This window comes from Amycolatopsis ponsaeliensis, from assembly GCF_030182635.1.
Taxonomy (GTDB): domain Bacteria; phylum Actinomycetota; class Actinomycetes; order Mycobacteriales; family Pseudonocardiaceae; genus Amycolatopsis; species Amycolatopsis ponsaeliensis.
The window spans coordinates 36,289-56,389 of the sequence record NZ_JAPZLD010000035.1; the positions used below are offsets into that span (position 1 = coordinate 36,289).

The following is a 20,101-nucleotide window of genomic DNA, read 5'->3' on the forward strand; positions in this document are numbered from 1 at the left end:
CGACTGACACCCGAGTTGATAGAGGCTGGTCAGAAGTAGCTGATGAGCGAGTCATCCTCGACGCGAACGCCCACCGGCGACCCCGGTGGGCGTTCGTCGTCCGCCACGACGCCCCCGGAGGATCCGATTTCGGAGCAACCAGCCTCGACGGCGGCACCCGAGCCGCCCGCGAGTGACAAACCGAAGAAGCGGCCCGGTGACCGCATCTTCCAGAACCTGACCACCGGGGCCGGGATCTTCGTCGTCGCCCTGATCGGCCTGATCGGGCTCTTCCTGCTCATCCAGGCGATCCCCGCGCTGCAGGCCGACAAGGCCAACTTCCTGACCAACCACGGCTGGTCGACCAACGACCCCGCGAACATGTCGTTCGGCATCCTCGACCTCCTCGAGGTCACGGTGGCGACGTCGCTCGTGGCGCTGATCATCGCGATGCCGGTCTCGCTGGGCATCGCGCTGTTCCTGACCCAGTACGCGCCCAAGCGGCTCGCGCGGCCGTTCGCGTACGTCATCGACCTGCTCGCCGCGGTGCCGTCGATCATCTTCGGCCTCTGGGGCATCCTCGTGTTCGCCCCGGCGATCGAGCCGTTCTCGCAGTGGATCAACGACACGTTCTCGTGGTTCCCGTTGCTGGCGCCCGGCAACGTCGCGCCGAGTGTGCGCGGCACGATCTTCACCGCGGGCATCGTGCTGGCCGTGATGATCCTGCCGATCATCACGTCGCTCTCGCGCGAGGTCTTCGAGCGCACGCCGACCCCGCACCTCGAGGGCGCCCTGGCGCTCGGCGCGACGCGCTGGGAAGTCATCCGCACCACGGTGCTCCCGTTCGGCAAGGCCGGCTACGTCGGCGCGTCCATGCTCGGCCTCGGCCGCGCGCTGGGCGAGACGATCGCGCTGGCCGTCATCCTGCTCATCCCGCAGGGCCGCAACTTCGACTGGAGCCTCTTCGACGGCGGTGCCACCTTCGCCTCGAAGATCGCCGCCAACTACAGCGAGTTCAACAACGAGATTTCCGCCGGCGCCTACATCGCGGCCGGCCTGGTGCTGTTCGTGCTCACCTTCCTGGTCAACTTCGCCGCGCGGTCCGTCATCGGCAAGAAGGGGGACTGAGCATGTCCACCACGTCCCTCGAAGCCCCGGCGGCGACGCCCGCGTTCCAGCAGGTCAGCCTGGCCCGCAAGGTCAAGAACGGCTTCGCGACCACGCTGGTCTGGCTGTCGTTCCTGATCGCCGTCGTCCCGCTGGTGTGGGTGCTGTACACGGTCATCGCGAACGGCATCAAGCGCATCCCGTACACCAACTGGTGGTCGCAGGACCTGGGCAACTTCCTGTCCGACGAGGTCGGCGGCGGTGTGCTGCACGCGATCATCGGCAGCCTGCTGCAGGGCCTCGTCTGCGCGATCATCGCGGTGCCGATCGGCATGCTCGTCGCGATCTACCTGGTCGAGTACGGCCGGGGCAAGCTCATGAAGGCCACCACCTTCATGGTCGACATCCTTTCCGGTGTCCCGTCGATCGTCGCGGCGCTGTTCATCTACGCGCTCTGGATCACCACGTTCGGCCTGCCGCGCAGCGGTTTCGCCGTGTCGCTGGCCCTGGTGCTGCTGATGATCCCGGTCGTCGTCCGCTCGTCGGAGGAGATGCTGCGGATCGTCCCGGACGACCTGCGCGAGGCGTCGTACGCGCTGGGTGTGCCGAAGTGGAAGACGATCGTGAAGATCGTGCTGCCGACGGCCCTGTCCGGCATCATCGGCGGCATCATGATGGCGCTGGCCCGGGTGATGGGCGAGACGGCGCCGCTGCTGGTCCTGGTCGGCTACTCCGCCTACACGAACTGGGACATCTTCAGCGGCGAGCAGGCGGCACTCCCACTGCTGATGAACAACGAGCGCGTCACCAACTCGATGGATCCCGGCTCGGTCGGCTTCGACCGGATCTGGGGCGCGGCACTGACCCTGGTGCTCATCATCGCGATCATCAACCTCCTCGCCACCGTGTTCGCGCGCCTTGTCGCCCCGAAGAAGAAGTGAGCTGTAAGCCATGGCAAAGCGAATCGACGTCAAGGACGTGGACATCTACTACGGCAAGTTCCACGCCGTCGACGGTGTCACCCTTTCCGTGCCGCCGCGCAACGTCACCGCGTTCATCGGCCCGTCGGGCTGCGGCAAGTCGACGGTGCTGCGCACGCTGAACCGCATGCACGAGGTCATCCCGGGTGCCCGCGTCGAGGGCGACGTCCTGCTGGACGGCGAGAACATCTACGCGTCGGCGGTCGACCCGGTGCAGGTGCGCCGCACGATCGGCATGGTGTTCCAGCGCCCCAACCCGTTCCCGACGATGTCCATCAAGGACAACGTCGTCGCGGGCCTGAAGCTGGGCGGCACCAAGGGCAAGAAGACGCTCGACGAGATCGCCGAGCGTGCCCTGCGCGGCGCGAACCTGTGGAACGAGGTCAAGGACCGCCTCAACAAGCCCGGCGGCGGGCTGTCGGGCGGCCAGCAGCAGCGGCTCTGCATCGCCCGGGCGATCGCGGTCCAGCCGGACGTCCTCCTGATGGACGAGCCGTGCTCGGCCCTCGACCCGATTTCGACGCTGGCGATCGAGGACCTGATCGGGGAGCTCAAGAAGGACTACACGATCGTCATCGTCACGCACAACATGCAGCAGGCGGCGCGGGTTTCCGACCAGACGGCGTTCTTCAACCTGGCGGGCGTGGGGCAGCCGGGCCGGCTGGTGGAGCTCAACGACACGGAGAAGATCTTCTCCAACCCGGACGAGAAGGCCACGGAAGACTACATTTCCGGGCGTTTCGGCTGAGTTGTCGTTGGGGTCGAAGGCCTTTCTCGCCGGCGCTCGGGGCCGGCGAGAAGGGCCTTCTTCTTTGTCCTTTGTGGATAATCACGCCGGGACATAGCGAAGGGTGAGAATTCCCGATTCCCACGCCTTGCTTTCCACGAGCCGCAATTCGGTCCGCCGTTCCGTGAACAGCGGCTGCCCCGCCCCGATCGCCGTCGGGTAGAGCTTGATCCAGTATTCGTCCACCAATCCCGCCCGGGCGAACTGCTGCACGATCGACACCCCGCCGAAGAGCACCATGTCCTTGCCCGGCAACGCCTTCAGCCCGGCGACCTCGGCCGCGAGGTCCTCGCCCGCGATCCGGTGTGGTGCGGCGGCTTCCCGGAGTGAGCGGGAGAAGACCACCTGCGGCGTCGAGATCATCCAGGTGGCGAAGTCGACCAGCTCGGCCGGGCTCGCCGGGTCGGTGGCCTGGGCGCGGAAGTTCCGCTCGATCCCGTGGTGGAAGTTCCGGCCCGTCAGGATCGTGTCGACGCGGGAGCGCATCGCGTCGGAGAGCGCGATGTTCAGCCCGGGGTCGGACGACATCCAGTCCAGCTCGCCCGCCGGGCCGGCCAGGTGGCCGTCGAGGGTGAGGTTGACGTAGGCGATGACGTTGCGCATGGCCGGCTCCTTCGTGAGTGTGCTGTCACCCGTTGAGAGACACCGGCGTCGCGAAACTCATCGGTCGCCACGAAAAAAGCCCCTGACCAGGCGGTCAGGGGCTTCTCGCGGGCTTCTCAGATGTCGTCGTCGGAGCCGTAGCCCGGCATCTTGCCGGTCACCACGAAGATCATCCGCTTCGCGACCGACACCGCGTGGTCGGCGTAGCGCTCGTAGAAGCGGCCCAGCAGCGTCACGTCGACCGCCGCGGCCACGCCGTGCGGCCACTCGCGGTCCATCAGGACCGTGAACAGGTGGCGGTGGATGTCGTCCACCTGGTCGTCGTCGGACTCGAGCGTCTTCGCCGCTTCGACGTCCTTCGTCTTGATGACCTGCTCGGTCGACCGGGCCAGCTTCACCGCGACCTCGCCCATCTCGGCGAAGTACGGCTTCACGGCCTCGGGCAGCACCGGCTCGGGGTGGCGCCGCCGCGCCGCCTTCGCCACGTGCAGCGCCAGATCACCCATCCGCTCCAGGCTTTCCGCGGCGTGGATCGCCGCCAGCACGGTGCGCAGATCGGTCGCCACGGGCGCCTGCAGGGCGAGCAGCGCGTACGCCTGCTCCTCGCACTGGGCGCGGGCGTCGTCGACCTTCACGTCGTCGCTGATGACCTGCTCGGCGAGACCGAGGTCGACCTCCAGCAGCGCGCGCGTGGCGCGCTCCATGGCGTCGGCGACCTGGACCGACATCCCGGCCAGGTTGACGGCGAGCTGTTCGAGTTCGACATGGTAAGCCTCACGCATGGCCCAACCCTACGGCCAACCGTGGCCAAACACCTCATCGCCGGGTGAACCGCACGTGAACCCGGACTAACGATCCTCGCGGGATCAGCCCGTGGTGCTCGTCTTCTTGCTCGTCGTGGTCTTGGAAGTGGTCTTGGACGACGACTTCGACGTGCTGGTCGGCGCCGGCTGCTCGCTAACGGGGACGGGCGCGTTCGGGTCCGGCAGCGGGGTGTTGTTGCGCAGCGCGTCGAAGAGGGCCTTCGTCTTGCTGCGGACGAGAACCTCGTTGCCGCGGCTGTTGGCCTCGCCGGTCGTCGGCACGGTCAGGAACGAGATCTTCGACTGGTCCATGCCCTTCATCGACTGCGCCAGCGTCATCATCTGCTTGACGCCGAGGTTGTCGCCGAAGGTGGCCTTCGCGAAGGCGGTGATGAAGTCGCTGAGCTTGCCGGGGTCGAGCACGACGTCCGACGACATGACCTTCTTGAGCAGCGCGCCGATGAACTCCTGCTGCCGCTTGATCCGGCCGTAGTCCGACGTCGGGTCGCCCTTGACGTGCCGGGCGCGCACGAAGTTCAGCGCCTGGTCGCCGGAGATCGTGACGTCCCCGGTCTCCAGCAGCACCTTGCCGAGGATGCCGTCGTCGATCGGCTTCTCGTTGTGCACGGTGACACCGTGCACGGCGTCGACCATCTCCTTGAAGCCGTTGAAGTCGATGCCGATGAAGTGGTTGATCCGCAGGCCGGTGATCTGCTGGATCACCTTGGTCACGCACGCCGGGCCGCCGACCGCGTAGGCGGTGTTGAGCTTGGCGATCTTCTGGCCGGGGAAGACCTCGTCGGTCGTCTTGTTCTGCGCCGGGTCCCACTTCTGGCAGTCCGGCCGGTTGATCTCGAGGTCGCGCGGGAACGACGTGACGACGACCCGCTTCCGGTCGGCCGGGATGTGCGCCACCATCACGGTGTCGCTCCGGGCGCCGGGCGTGCTGTCCGCGGTGCCGATGCCTTCTTCGGCGGTCGCGCCGTCACGCGTGTCCGAGCCCACCATGAGGAAGTTCTCGTCGTTGGCCTGCGCGTCGGCGTCCTGGATGTCGGACGAGTTCTCGTCGAGGGCGGAGACTTGGGTGAACTTGGCGTCGAAGTAGGTCTGGGCGCCCCACGCGCCCCCGATGCCGAGGAACACGAGTCCGGCGACGACGGCGGCGGCGATCCGGCCGAACCGGGCCGAGCGCTCGATGTTCCGCGCCTTCTTCTCCTGCAGCGCGGTCTGCGCGGCGTCGACCTCTTCTTCGGGAGACGGCGCCGGTGTGACGACGCGCTGAAGCGCCGTGCGTGTGCTCTCGATCAGCGAAGCAGGCGAAAGGCGTTCACGACGTTCGCGTCGCTTCGCCTCTTCGGCGTTCATCTCGTCGTGGGCGGCCGAGAACCGGGCGAGAGTGTGGTCGATCTTGCGGCGGTACTGCGTCGCCTCGTCGATCGCTTCCATCTCGTCGGTCATGGTCAGCGGGTCGAGCTCGGCGCGCGACGGCACCGCGCCCGGACGGCGCATCGGGGCATCGCCCCTGCTCGCCGCAGCTGCTTCGCCTTCCGGCGTGGGGGTCTCGGTGTCCGGGGCCGGACGCTGGGGTTGGGGTGCCGGGGAGTCCGGGGTGGGCCGCTTGCGCGCGGGTGCTTCGGACGCCGAGGTGACCGCCGGCCGGCGAGGTGCGGCCCCGTCCTGGGGACGGCGGGGTGCGTCGGCGGCGGGACCTTCGGCGGGGGTCGCGGATCGGCGGGGTGCGTCGGCCATGGGGCGCTGAGGTGCGGGACCGTCGGCGGGGGCCGCTGGCCGGCGGGGTGCGTCGGCCGCGGAGCGCTGAGGTGCGAGACCTTCGGCGGGAGTCGCGGATCGGCGGGATGCGTCGGCCGCGGAGCGCTGAGGTGCGAGACCTTCGGCGGGAGCTGCGGGCCGACGGGATGCGTCGGCCGCGGGGCGCTGACGGGCGGCGCTGTCGGGGCGGCGAGGGCCGTCTTCGGCCGTCGGGCGCTGGGGTACTGCTCCCTCGGCGCTGGGCCGCTGGCGGGTGGGACGGGGTGCGGCACCGCCGTCAGCCGGACGCTGGGCAGCGTCGGCCGCAGCAGCGGCAGCGCGCTGTCCGGGGCGGCGAAGCCCGGTGCTGTCATCGGCGGAGCGCGGGGGTGCGTCGGCCGCGGGGCGCTGGCGAGCGGCGCCGTCATCCACTGTGGGGCGCTGACGTGCGCTTTCGGGCCGCCGGGGTGCGGCACCGTCGGCCTGGAGCGCGGCATCATCGGCCGTGGGGCGCTGACGTGCGCTGTCAGGGCGCTGGGGTGCGGCGCCGTCGGGACCGGCCGCGGGACGGCGAGGGCGCCGAGGCGGCTGCGGGGCGGCCGACGTCTGCTGCGGGCCCGGGTTCGCGACCGGCGGGCGGCGCTGGAGCGGGGCCTCCGGCTGCGGGGCGGCCGCCGTCGTGCGGCGCGGCTGGCGCGGCCGCGGCGGGCGCGGTTGACGCGTGGCGTCCGTGGGTACTGGGTTCTCGGCGGGCGCCTGCGGTGCCCGCGAATGCGCACCTCGCGCCGGAGCCGGCGGGGCGGGTGGTTCGGCGGCGCGGGCACGGCGTCCGGGCTGCTCGGAGTGGTCCTCGCGGGCCGGGACCGGGCGAACGCCGGTCGACTTGGCCACGACGTCCGAGACGCTGATCCCGCCTTGGTCCTCCATCGACCGGCGTCTGCCGGTGCGGGGCCGCGCGGGACCGTCCGAACGGCGACCGGTCCCCGGGCTGTCGTGCTCGTCGGGCACTCGGTCTCCTTTCGCGCGATCGAAGGCGGGTTTGTTACTTGGCCGTCTTCCCCCGCGAGAGGTGATCGTTCCCCCGGAGGTTTTCGTTATCGTACGGATACCCCCCGTTCGTGACGACACCCTCCCGGAATTTTCTTCACCTTGAGTCGACGAACGGCCGCTGGCCGTCGACAAACGGGTGAAGGGTGCCCGCAGCTTTCCGGGGTAATGCGGCGTTTACGTTACTCAGAGTGGGTTATTAACTGCGTGCTTTGCGCGTCCTGATAGGCGACTTTGTTGCGCCCGGCCCGTTTCGCCGCGTAAAGGAGGTCATCGGCGTCGCGCAGCTGGCGCTCGGGCGGCGTCGGGGCGTCCGGCCCCTCGTGGGCGAGCCCGGCGCTGATGGTCACGTGCAGCCCCGGCTGGAGTTCTGACCAGGGGTGACGGGCGACGCGCAGCCGGGCGGCGTCGACGATGCGGACCGCGTGCCCGGCGTCGACGCCGGGCAGCCACAGCACGAACTCCTCGCCGCCGTAGCGGGCGCAGAAGCCCTCAGGGGGCAGCCCCTCTTGGAGCAGAGCGGCCACCCGGCGGAGGACGCGATCGCCGACGAGGTGACCGTACGTGTCGTTCACGCGCTTGAAGCGGTCCAGATCGACGAGCGCGATGCCCAGCGCCGGCCGCGGCCGGGCGGGTGGCCGATCGGTGAACGGTCCGTACAAGCGCTCGTCGAGATAGCGGCGGTTGTAGCTCGACGTCAGCGCGTCGCGCAGGCTGCCGTCGCGGGCGATGTCCAGCGCGGAGCGAAGGTGCTGGTAGGCGCGGCGCCAGTCGCCCTGGGTCGCGAAGAGCGTGGCGACGGCCTCGTGGAGACGCAGCAGGTCCGGCGGCTGCGGGCTCCGGCGCAGCACGCCTTCGTCCCCGGCGACCATGCCCACCTCCACCACGCATTGGTTGTCGTCGCAGTGGAGGCCGCTCTTGAGGCGCGGGTGCGGACGAAGGTGAATTTCCCTCAAACGGGACTACGACAGTGACGCTCCGGAGTTACACGGTCAGAGTCCGGAGAACGGTTCGAGACCCTTGAGCTGGGAGAACTGATCTTTGGCCCAGTAACTCACATTAGCCGTCTCGTCGTTCAGTAGCTCCTGGTAGTCGGCCCAGCTGACCCACCGCCAGCCGCCGACCTCGGCCGGGTTCGGTTCGGGTTCGACGTCGGCCCAGGCGGCGAAGACCGGGCAGAACTCGTTCTCGACGATCCCCTGGAACGGCGGCGTCCGGTAGCGGTAGCTCGGCAGCACGCAGTGCAGCCCGGACAGCGACGGCAGCCCGATCTCGTAGGCCGCGCGCCGGCGGACGGCGTCCTCGAGGGACTCGCCGGGTGCCGGGTGACCGCAGACGCTGTTGGTCCAGACCCCGGGCCAGACCTTCTTGTGCAGCGCGCGCTGGGTGATCAGCAGGGCGTTGTCGCCGCGTCGCAGGACGTAGCAGGAGAAGGCCAGGTGCAACCGGGTGTGCTCGTGGTGACTGGCCAGCTTCGGGCCGGTCTCGCCGGTGGGTACGCCGTCTTCGGTGACGAAGACGACCTGCTCGGTCTCGGGTTCGATCGCGATGTCCACGGGCCCAGTGAACACGACGAGCCGGAGCGGCCCGTACCGCGAGCCGGGTGGGTTACCGGCGGTCCGCCCGGCCGGGTGATGGGCGGTTACCGCGCGTCGAGATGCTCGACGATGAGTGAGGTGACGGCTTCCGGTGCCTCCTCGGGCACCCAGTGTGTGACGTCTTCGACCATTTCGAACCGGAAGGGCCCGGTGACCCAGTTCGCGGTGTCGAGCGCGGCGATCGAGCCGAACGAAACGTCCTCGGTGCTCCAGATGTACAGCGTCGGCACGGAGATCTTGCCGATCTTCCCGCCCGGCCGGCCCGCGCGGTACCAGTTGAGGGCCGCGGTGAGCGCGCCCGGCTCGGACAGGCGTTGCACGTAGTCCTCGATCTTGTGCAGCGGGACCCGCCGTTCGAACATGTCCCGCAGCGCCCGGGCGTCGTTCTCCAGCATGCGCCGCTCGGTGACGCGGGTCTGCCGCCACTCGGTCATGTAGCGCGTCCGCAGGTGCTGGTCTTCGTCGGTCTTCATGGCCTCGGCGAGTGCGGCGGGGTGCGGCGTGGAGACGACGGTCAGGCTGCGCAGGCGTTCGGGGTGCGCATCGGCGGTCCACCAGGCGACGGCCCCACCCCAGTCGTGCCCGACGAGGTCGAACTGCGCCCAGCCCAGCTGCCCGGCGATGGCGACGACGTCTTCGACGAGGTGGTCGATCGAGTATTCGGCGGCCTGTTCGGGCCGGACGCCGGGCGAGTAGCCCCGCTGATCGGGAGCGACGGCCCGGTACCCGAGCACCCCGAGGGTGGCGACCTGGTGCTCCCACTCGGCGGCGGCTTCGGGGAAGCCGTGCAGCAACAGCACAGGCCGCCCGTCTTCGGGCCCGGCGGCGATGGCGTCGAAGGAACCGGCCTCGGTGGGGATGCTGATGTGGTCGATCACGGCCCGAATCTACCGCCGCGCCCGAGCTGTTCGACTCGGCTCCCCGGGCCCAGCAGCTCCTCGCCGACGAGTTGGACATCCCCGCCCACGAGCACCTCGAGGTCGGTCCGGCCGGCGAGGGGCGTGAGGTCGATCTCGGCGGGACCGTTCAGGGTCAAGTGCCGCAACGCCGGGAGTCCGGACAGGACCCGAAGGTCCGGGAACGGGGTGTTCGTGAGTTGCAGGACCTGGAGCCCGGTCAGCGAAGGCAGCACGCTCGGCTCGATCTCGGGGCAGTTCTTGAAGCTCAGCTGGGTCAGGCTGCCGGCCCAGCCGGCGAGAGCGTGCACTTCCCGCAGACGCGGACAGTTCCGGAAGCTCAGCCCGGTCGGCCGCGCCAGGAAAGACAGCGGACGCAGGTCGGTCAGCTCCGGCAGGCCCTCGACGCCCAGCGCGGGCAGAAGGGGCAAAGCGGCGAGCTCGGCGAACCGGTCGAGGTCCTCGACGTAGCTCAGCTTGAGGTACCGCAGGCCCGGCAGCTCGGCAAGCCGCGCCCATCCGTGCGTCGTCACCTCGGCGAGAATGGTGCGCAGGGTGGGAACTTCGGCAAGCGACCCGATGTCGGTCGACTCCGGGAACAAGTCGCCGGTCAACGTGATGCGTTCGAGTGAAGTGCCCGCTAGTGACCGCAGGTCGAACCCGCTCGCGTCGGCGACCTCGAGCCCCTTCAGCCGGGGAAGCTTCCGGACGAAGCTGAGATCGCCGTGTCCGGCTGCGAACCAGCAGTCGAGGTATTCGAGGTGCCGCAGGTGTTCCAAGCCGGCCAGTTCCGCCGGATCCGGCGCCAACAGGTATCCGATCGGTAAATCGGCCAGCACGCGTTCTGCGAACTCGGCTGGATCGAACCGTTTCCGGGCATCGACCAGCACGTCCACCACCAGCTGGTCTTGGGCGTCGCGGTAGCGGGTCAGCAGCTCCAGCGCGCCAGGGCCGCCGATCAGCGCGATGGCGTGGACGGTCGCAGCCACCGCCGTGGCGGTCTCGGGTTCGCTGTCGGCGAGGAGGTCCAAGACGAACTCGCCCGCCGCCGCCAGCGCCGTCGCCTCCTCGAAGGTCGACGGCGGGATCAGGGTGCTCGCCCGGTCCTCGATCTCGTTCCGCAGCCGCTCGGTCAACACCGGCGACGTCTCCAAGCACGCCAACGCCACCAGGTCGAGCTTCAGCCGCTCCTGCTCGTCCGCGTCCCATCGGAGAATCCCGTCCAGCAGGCGCTCGCGCTGCGCCGGATGCGCGTGCCCCGCGGCCAGGACCACCACCTCACGCCACTCGTCCAGGTGGGCGTTCGCCGTCAGGATGCCGATGTCGTCCTCTTCGACCGCCGCCTGAGCGGCCAGGTACTCCTGGAACGTCCGGTGCACGAAGTCGATCCGGCCCGGGACCGGTTCGCGCAGCACGCCGCCGCGGTCCACGAGGTGGCGGAACACCGTGTGCGGTGTGACGTCGATCTGGCCCATCGAGCGCAGTTTCGCCGCGACACGGGCTTCGGCGTCCGACACCGGGACGTCCGTGTGGCCGTTGCGGACCAGCCAGTAAGCCAGACTTCGCAGCAGCACGAGCTTTTCGGTCAGCGAAAGCCGCACGGTGGCTTCGATCCGGCGCTCGACGTCCCGGCTGTCGAGCAGCATGCGCAGCGCGACGTCGTAGAGCTCCATGCGGTTGTCGGGCAGGCGTCCGTTGCCCTCCTGGTGCAGAGCGCAGAGCAACGCGCACATCAGCGGGTTCTCGGCGAGCCGCCGCAACGCGCTCCGGGCGCCGATGACCGCGATCAACGCGTCTCCGCGGTCTTCGGGAGCCGGCACCGCCGCGTGCCAGCGCTTGACGAACGTGCGGACGTCGCGCGGGGTCATCGGCTGGAGGCGGACTTCGGTGAACCCTTCGCCGCGCAGCCAGCCGGGGGCCACCGCGGCCGGGCGGGTGGTGACGACGAACCGGGCCTTCGGGAATGCGCCGACGAGTTCCCGGAGCCAGCCGCGCACCTCGCGGCGGCGCTCGTCCGGCAGCTCGTCGATTCCGTCGACGAGGACGACGGCCCACCCCTTGCGCAGCCGCTTGTGCACCCAGCCCGGCGGCATCTCGTCGGCGATGTGCCTGCCGACCTCGTCGAGGAAGCGTTCCGGCGTGGGCAGCGGCGACCGGCTGAACCGCCGCAGCCGAACCAGGAACGGCTCCAGGTCGGCCCAGCCGTCGGCATCCTGCAGCTGCCGGCTCGCGCACTGCACGGCCAGCCACTGCAGCATCGTCGTCTTGCCGGAGCCCGCCTCGCCGCGCAGCAGGATCCGCCGGGTGCGGGGCAGCACGTGCTCGATCCGGCCGGCGGGCGGACCGTCGTCGTCGGCGCTGACGCTCAGGCTCAGGTACGCGACCGACAGCGGGTACAGCCGGGTCGCGTCGGTCAGGCCCACGCCGAACAGCGCCATCCGGTCCAACGCCGTCACGACCTGGCGGCGGAAGTCCGCCGCGAAGTCGTCCGGGTGGCGGCGTTCCGGCAGAGTCGCCAAAACGTTCCGGACCGTCTCCAGGATCTCCGTCTCGCGGCGGAGCACCTCGACCAGCGCGCCGGGCTGGAAGCGGGGCAGGGTGCTCGTCACCTGCACCAGGTACGCGCAGCACTCCCGGAGCACCCGCCGGTACAGCTCCGTCGCGTCGGCCGACAGCAGGGACGTGGCGCCGGGGGCCGTCCGGAGGAGGGAGCGGTACAGGAACGCCGCGTCGAGGTCGGTCGCGAACAGGTCGTCGTCGGTCAGGGCCGCCCGGTCGAACGTCTCGCGGGCCGCGTCCACCGCCGCAGTCCGCTCGTTCTCCGGCAGCGCGCGGAACTCGACGTCGAGGAACGGCAGCAGGCGGTCGGCGACCCGGGACTCGAGGTTCGTGAACAGCAACCGAAGGTTCCGGCGGTCGTTGAGGCCGGTGACCTGCTTCTCCAGCAGGTCGAACACCTTCGCCGAGGCGTCGGCCGCGATCGGGCGGTCGCCGAGCCAGAGCTTCGCGGCGGCCTTGACCACCGCTGTCGTCAACGCGATGGCCGAGGCTTCGAGGCTCACCGAGGCGAGCCTAGCCCAGCACCTCGTCCGTCGTGGCCACCTTCACCAGCGGCCCGTACAGCCGCATGAGGTCCAGCGCCTTCGCGTGACTCTCGTCGTCCACGCCCGCGCACGCGTCGGACACCACCGTCACCGACACCCCCGCGTCCGCCGCGGCCAGCGCCGTCGACAGCACGCAGCAGTCCGTCGACACGCCCGCCAGTACCAGCCGGGCGCCGCCCACGCGCGTCGCCAACCGCGGGGTCCACTTGCCGAACGTCGTAGCGTCCACTGTGGACGGCGGGTCGAACTCGTCGATCACTTGGTACAGCTGGTCATCCGGCGGCCTCAGCGCGAACGGCCACTGCTCGTAGTACTGCTTCCACGCCCCTTCCGGGTGCGCCGGGGCGATGAAGCGGGTGAAGACGACGTCGTTGCCGAACGCCGTCACCAAGCGGTGGATCGGCGGCAGCACCTCGGCGAAGCGCGGGGTGAACCATTCGCTCGCCGGGGTGGCGAACACGTTCTGCAGGTCGATGACCGCCAGGACCGACTTCACGCCGTCTCCTGCGCGCGAACACGTTGCCGCGTAAGCAAAGTGACGGCGAAGCCGAGGACCAGCGCCACCAGGACGCCGAGGTTCGCGTACGCCCACGAGCCGTCGCGACCGCCGAGGCCGAACAGCCCGAGGAGGTAGCCCTGCCACTGCAGCCAGCCCGCCGCGGTGTTCGTGACCAGGCCCCAGCCGAGCGCTGTCGCCACCAGCACCAGCGCGATCGGCCCGAACCGGACGTCGCCGTAGCGGCCCGCCGGGTCGAACAGGTCCGGCTCGGCGTAGTCGCGCCGGCGCAGCAGGACGTCCGCGAGCATCACGCCGCACCACGCCGCCACCGGCACGCCCAGCGTCACCAGGAAACCCTGGAACTGGCCGAGGAACTCGCCGCCGAAGAACACGATGTAGATCGTGCCCGCCACCATGAGCACGCCGTCCACGAACGCCGCCACCGGCCGCCGGACGCGCAGGCCGGCCGACAGGAGCGCCAGCCCGGACGAGTAGATGTCCAGCACCGCGCCGCCGACCAGGCCGAGCACCGCGACGAGCGCGAACGGCACCAGGAACCACAGCGGCAGCAACGTCGTCAGCGCGCCGATCGGGTCCTTCGCGATGGCGCCGTTCAGCTCGGTGGACGAGCCCGCCAGCAGCAGCCCGAACACCAGCAGGACCAGCGGCGCCACCGACGCGCCGAACGTCGTCCAGCCGACCACCCCGCGGCTCGACGACGACCGCGGCAGGTAGCGCGAGTAGTCCGCGGCCGCGTTGACCCAGCCGAGGCCGAAGCCGGTCATCAGGAACACCAGCGCGCCGACCCACTGCTGCGCCGAGCCGGACGGCAGCGCGCTGACGGTTTCCCAATGCACGTCGCCGACGACCAGGACGACGTAGACGATCGTGAGCACGCCGGTGATCCAGGTGATCCACGTCTGCAGCTTCATGATCGCGTCGAAGCCGAGGACACCGGCGGCGACGGTCAGCGCAGCGACCACGACCAGCGCGATCACCTTCGTCGCGGTCCCGCCGCCCCAGCCGAGCCGTTCGAAGACGGTCGACGTGGCGAGCGTCGCCAGCGCGGTGAGCACGGTTTCCCAGCCGACCGTGAGCAGCCACGAAATCGCCGACGGCAGCCGGTTGCCCCGGACGCCGAAAGCCGCGCGCGAGAGCAGCATCGTCGGCGCCGACCCGCGTTTGCCCGCGATCGCGATGAACCCGCACAGGAGGAACGAGAACAGGATGCCGACGACGCCGGCGACCAGCGCCTGCCAGAACGAGATGCCGAAGCCGAGGGTGAACGAGCCGTAGCTCAGCCCCAGTACCGAGACGTTCGCGCCGAACCACGGCCAGAACAGCTGGCGTGGCCGGCCGCGACGTTCGGCGTCGTCGATGACGTCGAGGCCGTTGGTCTCCACCTTGAGCTTCCGCGTGCCCGCTTCGGTCATGGCCCGCCCCCTGGTCAGTAGGTGGTGTGACGCTTCCCGGTCCGCCGCCGGAGGGCGAGCAGCTCGTCGACGAGCGGCCCGAATTCGAGACGGTTCACCGAGAGCACAGTCTCGACGACATCGGGCCGGAACGCACCCACACCGTGCGTGGCGCCGAGCATCGCCCCGCAGATCGCCGCGACGGTGTCGGTATCGCCGCCGAGCCCGGCGGCCAGGCGCAGCGCCGCCGGCGGGTCGTCGCCCATCGCCTCGGCCAGCGCGAACGCCGCCACGACGGACTCCTGCGACGCGACCGACGTGCCGATCACGCGGGCGACCGCGTCGGCGACGGCGGCCGGCGCCATGTCCCGCACCCAGCCGCGGGCCCAGCCGATCCGGGCGGCGATCTCCCCGCCTGCCGCCCAGTGCCCGCGTTCCCCGCCGACGACGGCCGCGCGCTCGCCGGCGTCGAGTGCTTCGGACAGGCTCGCGCCCTCGACCCCGGCGGACACGGTGGCCGCGACCGCGGCGGCGGAGGCGATGCCGAGGCTGGTGTTGTGCGTGACGCGCGCGGTCGCGGCGACGGCGTCGACCAGCGCGTGGAGGTCTTCGGAGGGGGTCGCGATGCCGACCGGCGTGACGCGCATGGCGGCGCCGTTGGTCGTCCCGGTGCGGCCGGCCTCTTCGGCGGGGACGCCGTTCTGGAGTTGCGAGAGCGCGCGTTTCGTCGACGGGCCGAGGAGGTCCGCGGAGCCGCGGCGGATCATGTCCGCTTCCCAGATGAGCAGGGCGTCGGCGAAGACGTGCGGCTCGACGGTGCCGCGGCCGTCGATGAGGAGGCGGGCCAGCAGGACGGCCTGCTCGGTGTCGTCGGTGACCGACCCGGCGGGCATCGACGGCGCGATCGGCTGCTCGGCGACGGCGCTGAGCAGGCCGGTGACCGGCCCGTAGGCGGCGGCGATGGCGGCGCGGGACATGGACTGCGTCGGCATGCCGAGCGCGTCGCCGACGGCGAGCCCGGTGAACGCGCCGAGCGCCCGGTCCCGCGCGTTCACCGGTGTCCGAAGGTGAGGTGGAACTGGAACCGGTCCGGGTCCAGCAGGCTCACGACCCGCTCGACGAGCCGGCCTTCGGCGTCGACCGAAGTGCGTTCGGCGCGGAGGAAGAGCTCGCCGGCGCCGCGGCCGAGGAGCTCGGCGTCGCCGGCGTCGAGGCGCTGGGTGCTGATCCACTGGTCGCCGCCGACGGAGATCCGGCCGGCGGCCTCGAGGGTCTTGGTGAGGGAGCCGTCCCGCAGGCCGGTCTCGGGGAGGTCGGCGAGCGCACCGTCGGCGGAGACGGTGGCGGTCTCCAGCGAGACGCCACAGTCGTGCTCCAGCCGCAGCCGCCGCACGGCGACGTAGGTCTTCTCGCCGAACTCTTCTTCGAGGGCCCGGTCTTCGACGGTCTCGATGCCGAGGAGCCGCGTGCTGACGGGCGCCCCGGCGTCGGCGAGGGCCTGGGCCCAGCCGAGCCGCTGGTCGAGCTGGACGCCGTCGAAGGTGACGAACGACCCGACCCCGGCCTGGGTGGAGATCAGTTCGAGCTGCTGGAGCTCGGAGAGGGCGCTGCGGACGGTCCCGCGGCTGACCTGGTACTGCTCGGCGAGCTGGTTCTCGCCCGGGAGACGCTCACCGTGGGCGAGCCGGCCCGACCGGATCAGGTCGGAGAGGTCGCCGACGAGCTGCTGCCGTTTGCTGTACATGTACACACCTGTACACGCTGCGTTCGTGCTGGTCAAGCGGCGACGAGCTCTTCGGCGGCGGCTTCCCGGGCCACCATCTCGCCGGCTTCCTTCGCGGAAGCCCCGGCGACCACCATGATCACCGCGAACGAGGCCACGAAGAGGACCGTGCTCAGCCAGACCATGGTCGAGACGGGCAGGGTGAAGGCACCGATCACGCGGGCAGTGCTTTCGAAGATGAAGCCGACACCCCAGATGAAGCTGCCGCGCCGCAGGACGATGTGGAACCTCTTGTTCGACTGCAGGCGTTCCCACGCGGCTTCGTGGTCGGCCTTGCCGTGGGTGAGGAAGGGGCGCAGGGCCTTCGTCATGATCGGCTGCGCGGTGAACGCGGAGATCAGGATGACGACCCCGGTGATCCCGCTCCCGATCGAGTCCTTGGCGATCATCATGCGGGCGTCCCCGGAGACGAAGGTCAGCAGCATCCCGACGACGTTGGTCACGAGGACGACGAGCGCGAGCCCGTTGAGGGTGCGGTGCTTGGCGAACTGGAAGAGCGTCCGCGCCAACGGGAAGACACCGGAGAGGGCGAGCGCGGTGAAGTCGCTCGCACCGAGCGAGTGGAGTCCGTAGTAGACCCCGAGCGGGACGGCGATTTCGATGCCGATGGTCTTGATCAGGGCGGCGGGTGCGTTCTCGTTCGTCATGAGAAGAGCCTGTCGCGGCGCGGGGTTTCGCAGAGATGCGATCCGCCACGATCAGGGGATGACAGATGTCACGACCTCACGTTCGGCGCGGCCGCGTCGTCGTACGGGTATGGCGACGTTCTTGCGTTTCACGATCGGCCTGCAGACCTTGGCCGTGTTCCTCTCGCCGGTCACCGCCGGCCTGTTGCTGACCACGCCGTACGGGCATTCGCTGCACAGCGCGGCGGCGTACACGGTGTTCGTCGTGGCGATGGTGCACGTGGCGGCGGCGGTCCTGGCGTGGCGCCCGGGCGGCGGCTCACCCGGGCCGATCGTCTCCGCGACCGTGTTCCTCGGGCTGGTGCTGGCGCAGGTGGTGCTGGGCATCGCGCACGTGACGGTCGTGCACGTCCCGCTGGGGGTGCTGCTGTTCGGGTTCAGCCTGCTGCAGCTCAGCCGCCGGAGTGCATGTCTTCCGCCTCCGGGACGCAGTCGTCGTCCGGATCGTCGAGCCAGCCATGCGGGAGTGTGACCTTGCCCGGGGAGCCCTGACGGCCTCGCGGGCCGTCGGCGTTGGCGGGGAACGGTGCGTCGTGGTCGAGGCGGCCGATGAGGTCGTCGAGCTCGGTCAGGCTGTTCACCATCGCGAAGCCGCGGCGCAGCTCGGAGCCGACCGGAAAGTTCATGAAGTACCAGGCCATGTGCTTGCGCAGGTCGCGCAGGGCCTTCGTCTCGCCGTCGTGCTGGATGAGCAGCTCGGCGTGGCGGCGCAGGACGCGCGACACCTCGCCGAGGTTCGGCGGAGTCGGCAGCGGGCGGCCCGCGAAGGCGGCTTCGAGCTCGCCGAAGAGCCACGGCCGGCCGAGGCAGCCACGGCCGACGACGACGCCGTCGCAGCCGGTTTCATCGACCATGCGCAGGGCGTCGGCGGCGCTGAAGATGTCGCCGTTGCCGAGCACCGGGATGCTGGTCACGGCTTCCTTGAGCGCGGCGATTTTCGTCCAGTCGGCCTGGCCGGAGTAGCGCTGGGCGGCGGTGCGGGCGTGCAGGCTGACGGCGGCGGCGCCCTCGGCTTCGGCGATGCGGCCGGCGTCGAGGTAGGTGCGGTGGTCGTCGTCGATGCCGATGCGGAACTTCGCGGTGAACGGGACCCCGGCCGGTTCGGCGGCTTTCACGCAAGCGGAGATGATGTCGGCGAACAGCTTCCGCTTGTACGGCAGCGCTGCCCCGCCACCCTTCCGGGTGACTTTAGCGACAGGGCAACCCCAGTTGCTATCCACGTGGTCGGCCAGTCCTTCGCCGACGATGATGCGGACGGCTTCGGCCATGGTTTTGGGGTCGACGCCGTAGAGCTGCATGGACCGGGGCTTTTCGTCGGCCCCGAAGGTCATCATGTGCATGGTCCCGGGGTGCCGTTCGACGACGGCCCGCGCGGTGATCATTTCGCAGACGTAGATGCCGGCGCCGTACTCGGCGCACAGCTGCCGGAAGGCGACGTTGGTGATGCCGGCCATCGGAGCGAGCACCACTGGCGGATCGACCTGGTAGGGGCCGATCTTCAGGGTGGGCTTGCTCAGGGTGGCGGTCACGGTCTCCATTGTCGCCTGTGGTGTCGATCACGTCGACCAGGGGCGGTCAACCGACGAGGTCGTCCCAGCGGACCAGGATCGCCGTCGCCAGGAGGCCGGCCACGATGATCTTGATCAGGACCGCCCCCGAGGTCAGCCCCGTGAGCGCCGTGAAGTCCAGCAGCACGCTCGCCACGAACGCCGCCGCCAGCACCTTCGCGCCCCATCGACGGCTGAACCCCAGCGCGACCACCCCGATCAGCTGGATCGCCGTCGCGAACACCGACAGCACGAACCACGGCGACGGGTCCCCGCCGTGGTCCAGGTCGCTCGCCAGCACCCTGATCGCGGCGACCAGGAGCACCAGCGTGCCCAGGCCGAAGACGACCAGCATCACCGGCAGGAAGATCCGGCCGGCGCCGACAGGCGTGGCGCGTTCGGGAACACGGCGACGGGGCACGGCGAGCCTCCGCTCGGCTGGGGAACCTCCACCCTGCCCGACCGGGGGCGCGAACTTCCACCGTGCTTTTGCCGACAGCCCGGGACGTAGGGTTCGAACCATGACCGACAAGCCCCTGCGCTGGGGAATCATGGGGACCGGTGGCATCGCCACGTCCTTCGCGGAAGACCTGAAGCTGACCGACTCCGGCGTCGTCGCCGCGGTCGGGTCCCGCACGGCCGAAAGTGCCGAAGCCTTCGCCGACCGGCGAGGCATCCCCACCCGGCACAGCAGCTACGAAGCCCTCGCGAACGATCCGGACGTCGACATCGTCTACGTCGCCACGCCGCACCCCCTGCACTACGGCAACGCGCGGCTCGCGCTCGAGGCCGGCAAGCCCGTGCTGGTCGAGAAGCCCTTCACGATGAACGCCGAAGAGGCGCGTGACCTGGTCGTGCTCGCCCGGGAACGCGGTCTCTTCCTCATGGAAGCCATGTGGACGCGCTTCCTGCCGCACATCCGGCACGTCCGGGAGCTGCTGCCGAGCCTCGGCGACGTCGTCACCGTCACCGCCGACCACGGGCAGTGGTTCGCCGAAGACCCCGCCTTCCGGCTGTTCGCCCCCGAACTCGGCGGTGGCGCCCTGCTCGACCTGGGGATCTACCCGGTTTCGTTCGCGTCGATGGTGCTCGGCACGCCCGATCGCGTCGCCGCCATGGTGACCCCCGCGTTCACGGGCGTTGACGGGCAGACGTCGATGCTGTTCGGCTACGCGAGCGGGGCGCAGGCCGTGTTGAGCTGCACGTTGAGCGCGGTTTCGCCGACCACGGCGTCGATCGTCGGCACGGACGCGCGCATCGAGATCGACGGGCCGTTCTACGCGCCCGCGTCCTTCACGCTCATCCCGCGCGAAGGCGAGCGAAGCCGCTTCGAGTACCTCGACGAGGGTCGTGGCCTGCGGCACCAGGCCGACGAAGTGGCGCGGCTGCTGGCCGCAGGCGAGACCGAGAGCGCGTTCATGCCGCTCGACGAGACCGTCTCGATCATGACCACCATGGACCGGGTACTCACCGCGGTTGAGTAGTGCTACGGATCCGCCGGAGGCCACTTGTGGGTGACTC

Annotated in this window: 19 protein-coding genes; 5 read left to right on the forward strand and 14 right to left on the reverse strand. The window is 70.2% G+C overall.

All coding sequences use genetic code 11. The features are described from left to right. The first annotated feature begins 42 nt into the window (after nt 1-42). Genes pstC through pstB form a run of 3 tightly spaced genes read left to right on the forward strand, consistent with a single transcriptional unit; the run spans nt 43 to nt 2,814 of the window. The gene (gene pstC / locus QQ657_RS38755; RefSeq protein WP_284747322.1) at nt 43-1,107 is read left to right on the forward strand and encodes a phosphate ABC transporter permease subunit PstC; all 1,065 of its coding nucleotides are present in this window, start codon (nt 43-45) and stop codon (nt 1,105-1,107) included. 2 nt (nt 1,108-1,109) lie between these two features. Beyond that, the gene (gene pstA / locus QQ657_RS38760) at nt 1,110-2,027 is read left to right on the forward strand and encodes a phosphate ABC transporter permease PstA (RefSeq protein ID WP_284747323.1); all 918 of its coding nucleotides are present in this window, start codon (nt 1,110-1,112) and stop codon (nt 2,025-2,027) included. 10 nt (nt 2,028-2,037) lie between these two features. Then, a complete protein-coding gene (pstB, locus tag QQ657_RS38765; protein ID WP_284747324.1) occupies nt 2,038-2,814 on the forward strand; it encodes a phosphate ABC transporter ATP-binding protein PstB in 777 nt (258 codons plus the stop codon). 81 nt (nt 2,815-2,895) lie between these two features. Here the strand turns inward: pstB and QQ657_RS38770 are convergent, their stop codons facing one another. From QQ657_RS38770 to QQ657_RS38825, 12 genes are all read right to left on the reverse strand, one after another. Next, a complete protein-coding gene (locus tag QQ657_RS38770; protein WP_284747325.1) occupies nt 2,896-3,456 on the reverse strand; it encodes a dihydrofolate reductase family protein in 561 nt (186 codons plus the stop codon). Between the two features lie 116 nt (nt 3,457-3,572). Next, nucleotides 3,573-4,238, reverse strand: coding sequence for a phosphate signaling complex protein PhoU (gene phoU, locus QQ657_RS38775; RefSeq protein ID WP_284747326.1), 666 nt, complete (start codon nt 4,236-4,238; stop codon nt 3,573-3,575). An 84-nt stretch (nt 4,239-4,322) separates the two neighbouring features. Further along, nucleotides 4,323-5,750: an LCP family protein gene (locus QQ657_RS38780; RefSeq protein ID WP_284747419.1), complete on the reverse strand. Its 1,428-nt coding sequence runs from the start codon at nt 5,748-5,750 to the stop codon at nt 4,323-4,325. A 1,487-nt stretch (nt 5,751-7,237) separates the two neighbouring features. Then, nucleotides 7,238-7,927, reverse strand: a complete 690-nt coding sequence (locus tag QQ657_RS38785) for a GGDEF domain-containing protein (RefSeq protein ID WP_284747327.1) — start codon at nt 7,925-7,927, stop codon at nt 7,238-7,240. Between the two features lie 120 nt (nt 7,928-8,047). Then, nucleotides 8,048-8,611 carry an isopentenyl-diphosphate Delta-isomerase gene (gene idi / locus QQ657_RS38790; RefSeq protein ID WP_284747328.1) on the reverse strand — a complete coding sequence of 188 codons (564 nt, stop codon included), beginning with the start codon at nt 8,609-8,611 and terminating at the stop codon, nt 8,048-8,050. Between the two features lie 86 nt (nt 8,612-8,697). After that, on the reverse strand, nt 8,698-9,531 hold the full coding sequence (locus tag QQ657_RS38795) for an alpha/beta fold hydrolase (RefSeq protein ID WP_284747329.1): 834 nt from the start codon (nt 9,529-9,531) through the stop codon (nt 8,698-8,700). After that, nucleotides 9,528-12,611 carry an NACHT domain-containing protein gene (locus QQ657_RS38800; RefSeq protein WP_284747330.1) on the reverse strand — a complete coding sequence of 1,028 codons (3,084 nt, stop codon included), beginning with the start codon at nt 12,609-12,611 and terminating at the stop codon, nt 9,528-9,530. The genes QQ657_RS38795 and QQ657_RS38800 overlap by 4 nt, the downstream gene beginning before the upstream one ends. A 10-nt stretch (nt 12,612-12,621) precedes the next feature. Next, complete coding sequence (locus QQ657_RS38805; RefSeq protein ID WP_284747331.1) at nt 12,622-13,149, reverse strand: cysteine hydrolase family protein; 528 nt, start codon at nt 13,147-13,149, stop codon at nt 12,622-12,624. Beyond that, nucleotides 13,146-14,585 (reverse strand): purine-cytosine permease family protein, encoded by a 1,440-nt coding sequence (locus QQ657_RS38810; protein ID WP_284747332.1) that lies wholly within the window; start codon nt 14,583-14,585, stop codon nt 13,146-13,148. The genes QQ657_RS38805 and QQ657_RS38810 overlap by 4 nt, the downstream gene beginning before the upstream one ends. Before the next feature lie 14 nt (nt 14,586-14,599). Further along, the gene (locus tag QQ657_RS38815) at nt 14,600-15,619 is read right to left on the reverse strand and encodes an ADP-ribosylglycohydrolase family protein (protein WP_284747333.1); all 1,020 of its coding nucleotides are present in this window, start codon (nt 15,617-15,619) and stop codon (nt 14,600-14,602) included. Next, nucleotides 15,616-16,308 carry a GntR family transcriptional regulator gene (locus tag QQ657_RS38820; RefSeq protein ID WP_284747334.1) on the reverse strand — a complete coding sequence of 231 codons (693 nt, stop codon included), beginning with the start codon at nt 16,306-16,308 and terminating at the stop codon, nt 15,616-15,618. Before QQ657_RS38820 ends, QQ657_RS38815 begins: the two co-directional genes overlap by 4 nt. A 32-nt stretch (nt 16,309-16,340) precedes the next feature. Continuing rightward, nucleotides 16,341-16,994: a VC0807 family protein gene (locus QQ657_RS38825; protein WP_284747335.1), complete on the reverse strand. Its 654-nt coding sequence runs from the start codon at nt 16,992-16,994 to the stop codon at nt 16,341-16,343. 109 nt (nt 16,995-17,103) lie between these two features. Here QQ657_RS38825 and QQ657_RS38830 point away from each other — a divergent pair, with 109 nt between their 5' ends. Further along, the gene (locus QQ657_RS38830; protein WP_284747336.1) at nt 17,104-17,505 is read left to right on the forward strand and encodes a hypothetical protein; all 402 of its coding nucleotides are present in this window, start codon (nt 17,104-17,106) and stop codon (nt 17,503-17,505) included. Here QQ657_RS38830 and dusB read toward each other — a convergent pair. Then, nucleotides 17,426-18,571, reverse strand: coding sequence for a tRNA dihydrouridine synthase DusB (dusB, locus tag QQ657_RS38835; protein WP_284747337.1), 1,146 nt, complete (start codon nt 18,569-18,571; stop codon nt 17,426-17,428). The two genes, QQ657_RS38830 and dusB, sit on opposite strands and share 80 nt — an antisense overlap. 37 nt (nt 18,572-18,608) lie before the next feature. Next, nucleotides 18,609-19,001, reverse strand: a complete 393-nt coding sequence (locus QQ657_RS38840; RefSeq protein ID WP_284747338.1) for a hypothetical protein — start codon at nt 18,999-19,001, stop codon at nt 18,609-18,611. Between the two features lie 100 nt (nt 19,002-19,101). Between QQ657_RS38840 and QQ657_RS38845 the strand changes: the two genes are divergently transcribed. Then, entirely contained in the window at nt 19,102-20,064 is a 963-nt protein-coding gene (locus QQ657_RS38845; RefSeq protein ID WP_284747339.1) for a Gfo/Idh/MocA family protein, read from the forward strand. Nucleotides 20,065-20,101: the final 37 nt, after the last annotated feature.

Coding starts and splice junctions, on each gene's coding strand:
- pstB (WP_284747324.1), top strand. CDS start 2,038: ATGGCAAAGCGAATCGACGTCAAGGACGTGGACATCTACTACGGCAAG.
- QQ657_RS38820 (WP_284747334.1), bottom strand. CDS start 16,308: ATGTACAGCAAACGGCAGCAGCTCGTCGGCGACCTCTCCGACCTGATC.
- QQ657_RS38810 (WP_284747332.1), bottom strand. CDS start 14,585: ATGACCGAAGCGGGCACGCGGAAGCTCAAGGTGGAGACCAACGGCCTC.
- pstC (WP_284747322.1), top strand. CDS start 43: ATGAGCGAGTCATCCTCGACGCGAACGCCCACCGGCGACCCCGGTGGG.
- phoU (WP_284747326.1), bottom strand. CDS start 4,238: ATGCGTGAGGCTTACCATGTCGAACTCGAACAGCTCGCCGTCAACCTG.
- QQ657_RS38770 (WP_284747325.1), bottom strand. CDS start 3,456: ATGCGCAACGTCATCGCCTACGTCAACCTCACCCTCGACGGCCACCTG.
- QQ657_RS38825 (WP_284747335.1), bottom strand. CDS start 16,994: ATGACGAACGAGAACGCACCCGCCGCCCTGATCAAGACCATCGGCATC.
- QQ657_RS38830 (WP_284747336.1), top strand. CDS start 17,104: ATGGCGACGTTCTTGCGTTTCACGATCGGCCTGCAGACCTTGGCCGTG.
- dusB (WP_284747337.1), bottom strand. CDS start 18,571: ATGGAGACCGTGACCGCCACCCTGAGCAAGCCCACCCTGAAGATCGGC.
- pstA (WP_284747323.1), top strand. CDS start 1,110: ATGTCCACCACGTCCCTCGAAGCCCCGGCGGCGACGCCCGCGTTCCAG.
- QQ657_RS38785 (WP_284747327.1), bottom strand. CDS start 7,927: ATGGTCGCCGGGGACGAAGGCGTGCTGCGCCGGAGCCCGCAGCCGCCG.
- QQ657_RS38845 (WP_284747339.1), top strand. CDS start 19,102: ATGACCGACAAGCCCCTGCGCTGGGGAATCATGGGGACCGGTGGCATC.